The 12,751-nt window shown below is 76.7% G+C and carries 11 protein-coding genes; 7 read left to right on the forward strand and 4 right to left on the reverse strand.

Going from position 1 to position 12,751, the window contains the following annotated elements:
• Nucleotides 1–96: 96 nt before the first annotated feature.
• On the reverse strand, nt 97–3,225 hold the full coding sequence (locus ACSNOK_RS08960; RefSeq protein ID WP_436780066.1) for a sacsin N-terminal ATP-binding-like domain-containing protein: 3,129 nt from the start codon (nt 3,223–3,225) through the stop codon (nt 97–99).
• A gap of 191 nt (nt 3,226–3,416) precedes the next feature.
• On the opposite strand from ACSNOK_RS08960, the gene ACSNOK_RS08965 reads away from it, so the two are divergent.
• Nucleotides 3,417–3,989: a MarR family winged helix-turn-helix transcriptional regulator gene (locus ACSNOK_RS08965; protein ID WP_436780067.1), complete on the forward strand. Its 573-nt coding sequence runs from the start codon at nt 3,417–3,419 to the stop codon at nt 3,987–3,989.
• Between the two features lie 74 nt (nt 3,990–4,063).
• Nucleotides 4,064–4,849, forward strand: coding sequence for a phosphodiesterase (locus ACSNOK_RS08970; RefSeq protein WP_436780068.1), 786 nt, complete (start codon nt 4,064–4,066; stop codon nt 4,847–4,849).
• 581 nt (nt 4,850–5,430) lie between these two features.
• On the opposite strand, the gene ACSNOK_RS08975 is transcribed toward ACSNOK_RS08970, so the two are convergent.
• Complete coding sequence (locus ACSNOK_RS08975; RefSeq protein WP_436780069.1) at nt 5,431–6,336, reverse strand: DUF3027 domain-containing protein; 906 nt, start codon at nt 6,334–6,336, stop codon at nt 5,431–5,433.
• Nucleotides 6,337–6,876: 540 nt separating this feature from the next.
• Between ACSNOK_RS08975 and ACSNOK_RS08980 the strand changes: the two genes are divergently transcribed.
• From ACSNOK_RS08980 to ACSNOK_RS08995, 4 genes are all read left to right on the forward strand, one after another.
• Complete coding sequence (locus ACSNOK_RS08980) at nt 6,877–8,376, forward strand: MFS transporter (protein WP_436780070.1); 1,500 nt, start codon at nt 6,877–6,879, stop codon at nt 8,374–8,376.
• A 211-nt stretch (nt 8,377–8,587) separates the two neighbouring features.
• A complete protein-coding gene (locus ACSNOK_RS08985; protein ID WP_436780071.1) occupies nt 8,588–9,043 on the forward strand; it encodes a DUF2771 domain-containing protein in 456 nt (151 codons plus the stop codon).
• Nucleotides 9,044–9,045: 2 nt separating this feature from the next.
• A complete protein-coding gene (locus ACSNOK_RS08990; RefSeq protein ID WP_436780072.1) occupies nt 9,046–9,963 on the forward strand; it encodes a futalosine hydrolase in 918 nt (305 codons plus the stop codon).
• 11 nt (nt 9,964–9,974) lie between these two features.
• Entirely contained in the window at nt 9,975–10,829 is an 855-nt protein-coding gene (locus ACSNOK_RS08995; protein WP_436780073.1) for a 1,4-dihydroxy-6-naphthoate synthase, read from the forward strand.
• A gap of 128 nt (nt 10,830–10,957) precedes the next feature.
• Here the strand turns inward: ACSNOK_RS08995 and ACSNOK_RS09000 are convergent, their stop codons facing one another.
• Nucleotides 10,958–11,341 (reverse strand): cold-shock protein, encoded by a 384-nt coding sequence (locus ACSNOK_RS09000; protein WP_171165190.1) that lies wholly within the window; start codon nt 11,339–11,341, stop codon nt 10,958–10,960.
• A gap of 388 nt (nt 11,342–11,729) precedes the next feature.
• Between ACSNOK_RS09000 and ACSNOK_RS09005 the strand changes: the two genes are divergently transcribed.
• Nucleotides 11,730–11,975, forward strand: a complete 246-nt coding sequence (locus ACSNOK_RS09005) for a hypothetical protein (protein WP_436780074.1) — start codon at nt 11,730–11,732, stop codon at nt 11,973–11,975.
• A 54-nt stretch (nt 11,976–12,029) separates the two neighbouring features.
• Here ACSNOK_RS09005 and ACSNOK_RS09010 read toward each other — a convergent pair whose 3' ends face one another.
• Nucleotides 12,030–12,716, reverse strand: coding sequence for an HAD family hydrolase (locus ACSNOK_RS09010; protein ID WP_436780075.1), 687 nt, complete (start codon nt 12,714–12,716; stop codon nt 12,030–12,032).
• Nucleotides 12,717–12,751 lie beyond the last annotated feature (35 nt).

A 12,751-nucleotide genomic window follows, 5' to 3' on the forward strand; every position in this document is an offset into this window, starting at 1 on the left:
GCGGGGGTTCGGGGCGCGCTGCGCCCCGCGCCCCCGCCGCACCGAATCCTCACCCGCCGCAAGCGCCGCGCCGCGCCCCGCCGTTGGGCGCCGGCGTCAGTCGAACCACCGGTCCCGCGCCAGCTCCGCCGTCCGCGACGGGTCCTCCAGCAGCGCGGCGGCCTCGAAGCGGCGGGCCCAGTGGCCGGCCGCCCAGGCGAGGCCGGCGGCCACGCCCTCCAGCGTGGTGGCATGCAGGACGCCGTCCGGGCCGAGCCGCCAGTCCAGCTCGACCCCGTCGACGACCAGTTCCTCGTGCTCGACGTACGAGGCCGGCGCGTCCGGGAGCAGGACGCGGACGCCGTCCGGGACTTCGCGCGGCTCCCCGGCGCTCGCCTCCACCACCGCCGGGACCGCCTCGCTCAGCCTTCGCACCTGCAACAGCTCCGCCAGGTCGGCGGCGCGGTCCGGGCGGACGGGCAGCAGGGGGAGCCCGGCGGCCAGCGGGAGGAGGTCGGGCGCGTCGGCGACCAGCGCGTCCGCCGCGTCCACGACGCGCACCTCGCCGTCGACGACGGCCCGCAGCGCGTCGGGGAGCGTCACCTCCTCGGGGTCGAGCGCGGCCAGCAGGCCGTAGAGGGCGTGCAGCCGGTCCGCGCGCACCGGGCGGTCCGGGTCGGCGAGGCGGGCCAGCAGTTCGGCGGCGCCGCCCGGTTCGTCGAGCAGGGCGGCGGCGGTGGTGCGGACGCCGAGGGCGCGCAGCACCTGCTCGTCCGCGAAGCCGGTCGCGTCCGCCTCCTCGTACAGGCCGTCGAGCAGCGGGTCGCCGCCGGCGGCGCGCAGGCCGGCGGGGCGGCGGCCGTCCAGGACCGGGTGGCCGCGCAGCCACCAGGCGGTGTACGGGCGGACGCTCCGCGTGGTGCCGTCCGGCAGCAGGACGCGGACGGGCGCGGTGAGCGCGTCGCGCAGCGGCGGCCGGGCCAGCATGGCGAGCGCCTGCGGCCAGGCGTCGTCGTCGACCAGTTCGAGGTCGCGGACGGCGACGAGCTCCGTCGCCACGGGCGGCACGGGCGTCTCGGGGAGTCCGTCGAGGATGTCCTCGCACCACACGTCGACGGCGTCCAGCAGCCCGGCGTCGTCGGGCTCGGGGAAGTCGCCGTCGCGCGGCTCCAGTTCGTCCGGGTCGAGGACGACGTCCGTGGCCCGGACGAGGGCGAAGTCCGCCAGGACGCCGACGGCGGTGAGGGGCTGCTCGCCCCAGCGCTCCACCAGCGCGGCGTCGCACGCGGCGAGCTCGCCGGGGCGGATGACGCGCTCGAACGGGCTGCCCGGGAGGACGAGTTCGCCGGCCGGGGCCGGCTCGCCGTCCTCGTCGGGGAGGGCGAGCGCGGCGAGCCACGGTTCGTCGCCGGGGGCGAGGTGGGCGTCGCGGACGAGCGCGAGGACGGTGTCGGCGAGCTCTTCGGGGTCGAGGGTGTCCTCGTCCCAGGCCTCCGCCGCGTCGAGCGAGTGGGCCACCGCCGCCCGCACCTGGGGGGTGGTGAGGACCGCGCGGGGCGAGGAGGGCGTGGCGCCCAGCTTCTCCAGCAGCGGGTGGGCCGCCGCCGGGTGGGCGATCTTCAGGCCGAGCCGGGAGAGCCGTTCCGCGCCGGCCGCCGCCTCGGCGTCGGCGTCGGGCCCCGCGGGCGGCAGCAGGACCTGGCGGGGGCCGATCGCGGTGCGGTTGCCGTCGGCGAGCGGGACGGGCAGGCCGCTCAGCCGGTCCGGGTCCACCCCGGCGAGGCTGTCGTACAGCCGCCACCACCACTCGGCCGTGCGCTCCACGCCCGCGAGCCGGTCGATGGTCTCCCCCAGCGACACCCGGCTCACCCCGAGCGCGCGCAGTTCCTGGCGGCGCTCCAGCCCCGCCGGCAGCAGGCTGCGGAACAGCTCGCCGAGCACGGCCACGGTGTCCGCGCCCGCGCCCTCCACGATCTCCGCCTCGGCGGGCCGCAGCGCGTACGCCTCCTCGCCCTCCGGCGCGGGGGACGCGCTCGGCAGGAACGCGACCCTCGGCAGCCGCTCCAGCACCAGGCTGCGCAGTTCCGCGTCGAGCGGGCTCTGCGCCAGCGGCGACGGGACGAGGTCGAGGGCGCCGGCCGACACGGGACGCCACTCGCGCAGCAGCGCGGTGTACGCCTCGGCGGCGCGGCCCACGAGGAAGTCGGTCAGCGGGCCGGGCGCGGCGTGCCGGCGCGTCGGGTCCATCGGGAAGGTGGCGATGAGGAGCGCGGGCAGGCCCAGCGGCTCGTCGGTGGGGGTCGGGGCGTGCAGCACCGGCGCGGTCCGGGGGCGGGCCGGGGCGCCGTCCGGGCCCACCGGAACCGCCCAGGTCAGCGCCCAGTTCGGGCGCAGCCGCTCCTCGACGGGCCGGTCCGCGAGGAGCGCCGGGTCCAGTCGGCCGCCGGCTCGCTCGACACGCCAACGGGTGGTCTCCCCCGCGCTGTCCTCGACGACGACGTGACCGGCCTCCTGACGGGTCGTCAGGGTACGGGGGGCCGCGCCGGGCAGCTCGACGACCACTTCCCGCAGCCCGGGGAGGGCCAGCAGCAGGGCGTCGTCCACGCCCGCGAGCAGCCGCTCGGCGAGATCCTGCGCGGCGCCGTCGCGCAGCGGCAGCACGACGACGGTGTCATAGCCCTCGGGCGCCGCGCCCTCGGCGGGCAACGGCAGCCGCAGCAGCGGGACGTGGCCCTCGCGGCGGCGCAACTCGTCGCCGAGCGCGGGCGCCTCGGCGGCCGCCTGCTCCGCGAGCCCGCGCGCCTCCGCGAGCGACCAGCGGACACCACCCGAACGGCTGAGTACGGCGGGCTCGTCGCTGACGGCCAGCACGGCCGCGAAGCCGACCCCGAAGCGGCCCGCCGCGCCCGTCTCCTCCCGCTTGGCCGACGCCCGCAGCGTCGCGAGCGACTCCACGCCCGCCGCGTCCAGGGGCGCTCCGGTGTTCGCCGCCGCGAGCACCGCCGGCCCGTCGCCCTCCGCCGGACGCAGCGTCAGCCGCAGCCGGCCCGGCACACCCGCCCGGGCGGCGGCGTCGGCGGCGTTCTGCGCCAGCTCGACGACGAGACGGTCCCGGTAGCCGCCGAGCGCCAGGTCCTCCTCGGCGTTGGCGTCCTCCCGGAACCGGGCCGCCGACGCCGCCCAGGCGTCCAGCACCCCCCGGCGGAGGCGGCCGGTACCGAACGGGTCCGTCGCTGTGCCGCTCACGTCGTCTCGTCTCCTCTGCGTACAGCTCTGCCCACGGGGTGGGCCTTGCAAGGGTGAACGTACCGTGCGGGTGTTCGCGAGGGCGGCGGGGTGCGGGAGGCCGGAGGGCACCGCGGGGGCCGCGCCCGTACCGTCCGCCGCGCCGCCGCTCCCCGTTGACCACCCCCGTCAAGATCGAGTACTACTGCATTATGAAGCACGTAACCAATTTCCCCGACCTCTCCCAGGACCCCGACGGCACCCTCTACGACCCCGGAACCCGCGCCCTGATGGCCGATTTCATGGCCACGGACGCCACCCTCCGCCTGGAGGCCGCGGCCGCCGCGCGCGCCGCGCACAAGGCCGTCGAACGGCTGCGGTCCCAGGGCTCGGAAGGCCGCGGTCTCAGCGCCGGATGCGTCGACGTCCTCCTCCGGCTGCGCGCCGCCGGCGCGGCCGGTACGAACCTCGGGGACCTCGCCCGCTCCGCCGGCATGACCCCGCGCAACGCCACCGGCCTGGTGGACACGCTCGAACGCGAAGGGCTCGTCCGGCGCGACCCCGACCCCGACGACCGGCGCTCCGTCCTCGCCCGCATCACCCCGGCGGGCCTGGAGTGGCTGGACGCCTTCCGGGAGCCGACACGACGGGCGATGGGAGCGCTGTTCCACGGCTTCACCGACACCGAACTCCGCCAATTCCGGGACCTGTGCCTGCGCCTCGTCCGGAACCAGCGGGGCATCGCCGCCTACCTCGCCCCCACCGAGGGCGGCACACCCGCGTGACGGCGGGCGGACGCGCCCGCGGCCTGACGCGCCGACAGCGGATGGCCGCCCGCCCTCCGGGTACTCGGCACGGCATGAGCGAGCACACGCGGCCGGACGCCGAGACGGCGGGGACGTCCAGGACACCGGAGAGCCCCGCCCGCGCCCGTACCGCGGACGGATGGGCCCACGCCGCCTTCCGCGCCGCCGCCCGGCTGCGGGGCGCTCCGGCGCTGCACCCGGACGGCGTACTGGCCGACGGCCGCCTCGACGTCGTCGGCGGTGACGGCCGGCGGCCGTGGGACGTGGAGTGGCTGGACAGGCCCGCCCGCTACCCGGTGACCGCGCGCTGGTCCCGGGCGATGGGCCTGCCGCGTGCCCTGCCCGACGCCTACGGCCTCGCCGTGCGGGTGCACGACGCGGGCGGCGCGGGGCGCCCGCTGGACCTCCTGTTCACGACGAGCGGCAGCGGCCGGCGGGCCCGCCACCTCCCGCTCGTCCGGCGCACCGCCCTGACGGGCCCGTACTCCAGCCTCCTCGCCCACCGCGTGGGAGGCCGCCTCCGAGTCCTGACGGCGGTCCCCCGGCCGCTTCCCGGCCACCGCCGGCTGCCGGGCGATCCCCGCGCGGTCTCCCGCGCCCTGGCGGACGGCACCCTGGTCTTCCACCTGCGCGCCGCCGGGCGCGGCGAGAACTGGCGGACCTTCGCCGTACTGACCCTGGAGAACCCGCGGGACGCCGCCCCCGGCACCACCCTCGGCTACGACATCTACGCCCACCACCTGCCGGGGCTCGAACCCGGCCCCCGGTTCGCCGCCGTCCGCCGGGCGGCCTACGCCGGCTCCCGCCGGGGCCGGACCGGCTCCTCCCGCACTCCGTGACGCGGCGCCCCCCCCGCGTCCGGCCACCGGGGCGGCGGCGTAGTCGGCGGGGCAGCCGAAACCGGGACGCGGGCGCGCGGGACCGGCCGACGCAGGGGACGAGCGACCGGCCCGCCGGGCCCCGGCGGCCGTGTAACCGGTGTCTTCGGGTGCGTGGCGCGCCTGTTCGCCGCCGGGGGCCGGCACCCGGTCGGCCTCGCCTCGGCCGCGGCTTCGCACGGGGGCACGTCGCATCCCTCGGCCGGCTCCGTGAGGTTCGCGCGCGGCGCCGTGTCCCCGGAGGGGGCCGGCGTCTCGACGCGCGGGGCGAACGCCGGAGCCCGTGCACCACCGCCCGGCCGGCCGGACCGGGCGCGCCGACGCGCGCGTGACGCCCGCCGCGCGTCGCACGGCTCATGGACGACGGAAGCGGGCCCGTCCGGGTCCCGTTGCGCACCGAGGTGCCGATGAGGAGGCGGGCCGTCCGTCCGGCGGGCTCCCGGCGTACAGGTGTCGGCGACCGCGCAAGCGCCCCGCACACCGGACGGGGAGCCCTGGCGCGGCAGCCGGACGTCACACGGGGGAGCCGCCGCCGCGAACGGCTAAGCGTGCCCCAGGTCCTCGTCCCCCGCCGCCCCGTCCGCCGTGTCCCGCATCGGCAGCAGGTCGACGACCGTCTCGTCGATGACGGGCGGCGCCGGGCGCGGCGGCTTCGGCATGACGGCGGCCTCCGAGTGGCCGCCGCAGCCGTAGGAGAGGGAGACGACATGACCGTCGGCCGCGCCGAACTCGTTGCCGCAGATGCCGAAGGCCTGGCCGAGGGAACCGCCGATGGGGACGAGGAAGCCGCAGCTGACGCAGGGGGCGGGCGCGGCCTGCGCCATGGGCGTCTTGGCGCCGTGCGACTCGTCCCAGCGGTCGGCGGCGATGTGCAGGCCGTAGCGGGACAGGACGCGGGCGCGCCGCATGCCGAGCTCTTCGGCGAGGGCGGTGAGGGACCCGCGCGCGGGGGCGGTCGGCTGGGCGGCGGGCGAGCCGGCCGCCACCTCGGCGTCCTCCGTGTCGACGAGGTCGGTCAGCTCGTGGGAGAGGGACTCGGGGGAGACGACGGAGTTCGGCGGCGGCTCCTCGGCGCCCGTCCAGCCGGGCTCCAGGCGCAGGTCGTCGGCCTCGGTGGGCAGAAGGTCCCCGGGGCCGAGGTCGCCGGGGCGCAGCCGCTCGCTCCACGGCACCCATTCGGGAGCCAGGAGGGCGTCGGGGCCGGGCAGCAGAACCGTCTCGTCGAGCGTGACGTTCTTGGCGCGGGAGGCGCGGGCGACGGTGACGGCCCAGCGCCAGCCCCGGTAGCCGGGGTCGAGGCAGCGGAAATAGTGCGTGACGACGCGGTCCCCGTCGGCGACGACCTCGACGTGGTCACCGACCTGCCCGGGGTGCGCGGCCTCCTCGGCCGCCGTACGGGCCAGTTCGACCGCCTCGGCGCACAGGCGGTCCGGGGTACGGCTTCGCATCGCAGCACTCACAAGAATCGATTCTCTCTTCCACGCCGTCTCACGAGTGCGCCAGCCGAGCGGCCGGGCCGGCGGACGGAGCGGACCGGAGGACCGCGTCGACGTCCGCGCCCGAACGGCCTCGGGCGCACCTGGTCATGTCCATTCTGCGGGATCGAGACTCGGCGCGCGGCCAAGAACGACCGCTGGTGGCGCGTGGGGCACGCTACCCCGGGTGACCTCCCGGGCGGTACCCGGGTTTCGGTGAGCTCCCCGCGTCGCTCCGGTACGCCCCCGGGCACCCGGGCGGGCCGCGGCGCGCGCGTGCTGGGGGCGGGGCGTCCGAAGGGTTCGCGGGAGCCGCGGAACCCGCATGCCCGGACGGCGCCTTCGGCGGCCCTTCCCGCGGGCGCGCCCCACCCGGAGGGTCGCCGACAGCGCCCGCCGCGGACCCGCCGACAGGGCCCGCCGCGCGTCCGCCGCCCGGCCCCGCCCCCGATCCGCCGAAAGCGACCGTGCCGGGAGTGCCGTACTCCGCTCCGGGTGGGGCAAGATGACGTGGTGGGTGTCATCCGGTCAGCACAGGGCGGTCCGCTCCGCCGGGGCGGCCGGAGCGTCGGCCGTGCCCTGCGCGCGCCCGTGACGCTCGCCGCCCGCGGCATCCGCAAGGCGACGAACGCGCACGGGGCGGGCGAGTCGGGCCTGGCCAAGCTGATCGAGCTGCACGCGGTGCACTCCGCGGGCGACATGCTCATCACCATCGCGCTGGCGTCCACCGTCTTCTTCTCCGTCCCGACCGACCAGGCGCGCGGCCGGGTGGCGCTGTACCTGGCGATCACCATGGCCCCGTTCACCCTCCTGGCCCCGGTCATCGGGCCGCTGCTGGACCGGCTCCCGCACGGGCGCCGGGCGGCGATGGCCGCGGCGATGATCACCCGGGTGGTCCTGGCGCTCACCATGACGGGCGCGGTCGCCACCGGCGGTCTGGAGCTCTATCCGGCGGCCCTGGGCGTGCTGGTGGCGTCCAAGGCGTACGGGGTGGTGCGGTCGGCCGTCGTGCCACGGCTGCTGCCACCACGGATCTCGCTGGTGAAGGCGAATTCCCGGGTGACGCTGGGAGGCCTGGTGGCCACGGGACTGGCGGCCCCGCTCGGAGCGGGGCTGCACCACCTGGGACCGGCCTGGCCGCTGTACGGCGCGTGCGTCGTCTTCCTGCTCGGCGCCTACCTGTCGCTCTCGTTGCCGCACGTGGTCGACTCGTCGAAGGGCGAGGTCCGCGCCCGGCTCGCGTCGGCGGAACACCGCCCCCACCGCCCCCACCGCCCCCACCGTCCCCACTTCGCGCACCGGCCCCGGCCGGCCGCCCTGCCGCGACGGCCCGCCTCGCGCCGGCGCGGCCCCGAGGCATGGCGGACGTGGCGGGAGCGGCGGGCGCTCCGCGCCCGCCGGGACCGCAGCCCCAAGCCCGGGCTGCGTACCGTCGGCCGCTCGGTGCTGCACGCCCTCCAGGCGAACAGCGCGCTCCGCATGCTCTCCGGTTTCCTCACCTTCTTCCTGGCGTTCCTGCTCCGCGTCCACCCGCTCGGCGGGCTGGGCCCGGCGTTCTCGCTCGGCATGGCCGCGGTGGCGGCGGGCGCGGGCAACGCCCTCGGCACCGCGATCGGCGCGCTGCTGCGCTCCCGCGGCCCGGAGAAGACCATCGCCGTGGTCCTCACCGCGGCCCTCGCCTCCACGGCCGTCACGGCGGCGCTGTACAACGCGTTCTTCATCGTGCTCGTCGCGGCGGTCGCGGGCGTCTCGCAGGCGCTCGGCAAGCAGTCGCTGGACTCGCTGATCCAGCGCGACGTCCCGGAGGAGGTCAGGACCTCCGCGTTCGCCCGCTCCGAGACGCTGCTCCAGATGTCGTGGGTGATCGGCGGCGGCATCGGCATCCTGCTGCCGCTCAACGGGGTCCTCGGCATGGCGGTGGCCGCCGGGTTCCTCGCCCTGGGCGCGGCGACGGCCGTCCGGGGCCTGCTGACGGCGGCCCGGCACGGCACGCCGCACGCGCGGGTGGCGTGACCGGCGGGCGGCCTCCGGCGCTGCCGGTCCCGCCCGCGCGCCGAGGGGCCGGCAGGGCGCCGGTGCGGTACGCGTGACCGGCGGCGCGCCGCGTCCTCGGCGGCGGCGCGGCGCGCTCGCCGCGCCCGGCCGCCGCGGGATCCGCGTCCGCCCGGCGCGTCTCACCGCACCCGCGCGTCAAGGGATTGACGTGGCCAGATAGCCTGCCCGCATGACCGCTGCGTTTTTCCGGGGCAGACGCCGCCGCGCCGCTGCCGCTCTCGGGGCCGTGACCTTCGGGGTCGTCGCCCTCTCCGCCTGCGACAAGCCGACTCCGCTGACGACGGTGACCGCCGGCAAGTCCGAGGTCCACTCCGAGGCCGCCTGCTACGACGGCAAGGGGAACCTCGACAGGGAGGACCTGGGCGACTGCCTGGGCAAGAGTGGCAAGACCATCAAGACCTCCGTCGACGGCGACCTGCACTTCGGCGTCGACCCGAAGGTGGCCAAGAAGGGGTGGGTCCTCTTCGTCAACGGCCGGCAGACCGACCCGTCCACGAAGACGTACCGGACCTTCTCGGCCCGGACCTTCCTCCAGGGCGTGGACGAGGCCAAGGTCAGCATCGTCATGTTCGCCGACAAGAAGACGTACGGCGTCTGGAACTACACGCTGAAGAGCGACAGCTGACGATGCGCGTCCTCGTCGTCACCGCCGTCGCCGTCGAGCGGTCGTCCGTGACGGCCGCCGCCGGACCGGCGGAGCCCGAGGAGCCGGAGGAGATCGCGCTGCCCGGCGGCGCGGTCCTGCACCGGACGACGGCGGCCGGCGTGACGTACGACGTGCTCGCGGCCGGGGTGGGCCCCGCCGCGGCGGCGGCCGGCACGGCCACGGCCCTGACGGCGGCGGCGCTCGCCGGCGCCCCGTACGACCTGGCGGTCTCGGCGGGCATCGGCGGCGGCTTCGCGCCCGGGGCGCCGCTCGGCACGCTCGTCGTCGCGCGCCGGATCGTCGCCGCCGACCTGGGCGCGGCCACGCCGGAGGGCTTCCTGCCCGTCACCGAGCTGGGCTTCGGCGTCGACGCGCACCCGGTGGACGACGCCCTCGTCGACGCGGTCGGCGCGGCGACGGGCGCCCGGCCCGGAGCCGTCCTGACCGTGTCCACCGTGACCGGTACGGCGGCCCGCGCCGCCGAGCTGACGGACCGCCACCCGGACGCCCTGGCCGAGGCCATGGAGGGCTTCGGCGTGGCCGAGGCCGCGGCGGCGCACGGGGTGCCGGTGCTGGAGCTGCGGGCAATCTCCAACGCGGTCGGACCGCGCGACCGGGCCGCCTGGCGCATCGGCGACGCGCTCGCCGCGCTGACGGAGGCGTTCCGGGCGGTGGGGCCGGCCTTGCGGACGGCCGTCGCGCCGGCGGAGGCCGGGCCGACTCCGACCGAGCCGTCGGAAGCGGGGCCGGCGAACGGACGAGCGGGGAAGCCGTCCCGGATATCCGCCGCCCCTGAGCGAGCCGCCGGGGAAGACGCCGGGCACACCTCCGCCGAACCCCCCGCGGAAGCCGCCGGGGAACCCGTCGAGGAACCTGTCGAGAAAGGCAGCCGAGCCTGATGGACCAGCCGATGGACCAGCCGATCCGCATCGCCTACTCCCCGTGCCCCAACGACACGTTCGTCTTCGACGCCTGGGCGCACGGCCGGGTCCCCGGCGCGCCGCCGCTGGACGTGACGTTCGCGGACATCGACGTCACCAACGGCATGGCCGAGCGCGGCGAGCTCGACGTGCTCAAGGTGTCGTACGCGGTACTGCCGTGGGTGCTGGAGGAGTACGCCCTGCTGCCCTGCGGCGGTGCTCTGGGGCGCGGTTGCGGGCCGCTGGTGCTGACGGCGGGCGGGATCACCGACCCGGCGGAGCTGGCCGGCCGGACGGTCGCGGTGCCGAGCGAGCGCTCGACCGCCTACCTGCTGTTCCGCCTGTGGGCGGCGGCGGAGGTGCCGGGCGGCGTCGGCGAGATCGTCGTCCTGCCGTTCCACGAGATCATGCCGGCGGTACGGGACGGGAAGGTGGACGCCGGTCTGGTCATCCACGAGGCCCGCTTCACGTACGCGAACTACGGGCTCACCCGCCTCGCCGACATGGGCGAGCACTGGGAGGCCACCACCGGGCTGCCCATCCCGCTGGGCGCGATCATCGCCAAGCGCTCGCTGGGCGCACAGACGCTGCGGCGGCTGGCGGAGGCGGCCCGGACGTCCGTGCGGATGGCGTGGGACGACCCGGAGGCGTCCCGGCCGTACGTCCTTGAGCACGCCCAGGAGATGGACCCGGCCGTCGCCGACCAGCACATCGGGCTGTACGTCAACGAGTTCACCGCCGGCCTCGGGGAGAGCGGCTACGCGGCGGTCCGCGGTCTGCTGACCCGCGCGGCGGCGGAGGGGCTGGTGCCGGCTCTCCGGCCGGACGCGCTCACGTTCGTCTGAGGCACCCCGTCCCGTCGGGTGCCTCCGCCACGCCCGGCGGCGCGGGACGGGCCGGGGCACCCCGGACCCGTCCGGCGCGCGTCGGGCGCGCTGAGTGCGTGCTGCGTGCGTGCTGCGGGCTCCGACGGTCAGACGTCGAGCTGGTCGGCCACCACCCGCAGCATGCTGGCGATCTTGGAGCCCTGCGCCTTGTCGGGGTAACGGCCCCGCTCCAGCTGCTGGGTGACGTTCTCCAGGAGAGTGGTCAGGTCCTGGACGATCGAGGCCAGCTCGTCGGGCTTGCGGCGCTGCGCCGCCGCCACGGAGGGGGTGGGGTCCAGGAGCGTCACGGTGAGGGCCTGGTCGCCGCGCTGCCCGGCGACGACGCCGAACTCCACGCGCTGGCCCGGCTTGAGGGCGTCGACCCCGTCCGGGAGCACCGAGGAGTGCACGAAGACGTCCCCGCCGTCGTCACGGGAGAGAAAGCCGAAGCCCTTCTCACTGTTGAACCACTTGACCTTGCCGGTAGGCACGTCTGTCCTCGTCCTCGTACTCGTCGGAAACGGAAAGCTGATCGGATAGCTGATCGGAAAGCTGAAACGGTCGGAATGTATCGGAAACGATCGGTACGTGTGGCAAATTATCGAAACGTCTGAAAGCAAGTAAAAACGGTGCTGGATACGGGTCGGGATGCTGCTCTGGATGACGGGGCAGCGGGTCGCAGGACCCGCCGGAACCAAGGCTAATGGTCCCGGGCCCGGTGACAAGACGTCCTCAGGTCGTACCTCTGCGCGTTCGGCGCGCCTCCGGTGGTTTCCGCTCCCGCCCCGCCGCCGGGCGGCCCTCCCGCGCCGTTCCTGGTCACAACCCTGACGGGCAGCCGCGGGCACGCGCCCGCCACAAGGCAACTACCCTGCTCGGGTGAGCAACGAAACGCCCCGGGCCGGGGATCTGCTGGTGCGCGCTGGCGCGATCGTCTTCCTGGTGGGCGCCGTGGCCACGATGGCCACCGTCGCCCCGCTCTTCCTCGGCGCGGACCCCCTGCCGTCCGCCGCCTACTTCGTGTGCATGCTCATGGGCGTCGGCTTCCTGGTCGCCGCGGCCGGGGTCCTGCGCACCGCGGCCGACCAACGACGGCGCGCACGCGAGGCGTCGGCGGCACGCTGACCCCGGGGGAAGCGGCCTGACCGGCCCGGCTCCGGGCCGGCCTGGCCGGACCGGCTAAGCCGATGCCGCCGCCTCCCCGGCTTCCGCCTCCCCGGCCTCCGCCGCGGCCCGGTGGGCGCGGAGCCAGCGCGGGAAGTCCGCGAGCCCGTCGAGCACCACGTCCGCGCCGGCGGCGCGCAGTTCGCCGGCCGGGCACGGGCCGGTGGCGACCGCGACCGACAGGGCGCCGGCGGCGTGGGCTCCCCGGACGTCGCCCGTGTGGTCGCCGACGTAGACACCGGCGCCGTGCTCGCGCAGGGCGACCGCCTTCTGCTCGGCCCACAGGTCGCCGATCAGGGCGTCCGGCGCCAGGGCCAGGTGGTCGAGGTGGAGCCGGGCGTTCCCGCCGTGCTTGGCGGTGACGACGATCGACCGGCCGCCCAGTTCGCGCACGGCGTCGAGGGCCTCCCGGGCGCCGGGCATCGCCAGGGAGCCGGTGATGGCCAGCTCCCGGTAGAGGGCCCGGTAACGGTCCGCCACCTGCGGCACGTCCGCCTCCGGGAACCACTCCCGCAGCTCCTGCACCAGCGGCGGCCCGAGCCGGCCGACCGCCAGCTCCGCGTCGATGTACACACCCGTCTCGGCGGCCAGGGCCTCGTAGGTCGTCCGGATCCCCGGCCGGGAGTCGATCAGGGTCATGTCCAGGTCGAACCCGACGGTGAAGGGGGCTGCCGGCACGGCGGCGCGGGGCTGCGTGGTCATGCGGTTCATTGTGCTCAATGAGGGGGGTGGGGGCG

The organism is Streptomyces sp. URMC 126 (genome assembly GCF_051386555.1).
In the GTDB taxonomy this organism is placed as follows: domain Bacteria; phylum Actinomycetota; class Actinomycetes; order Streptomycetales; family Streptomycetaceae; genus Streptomyces.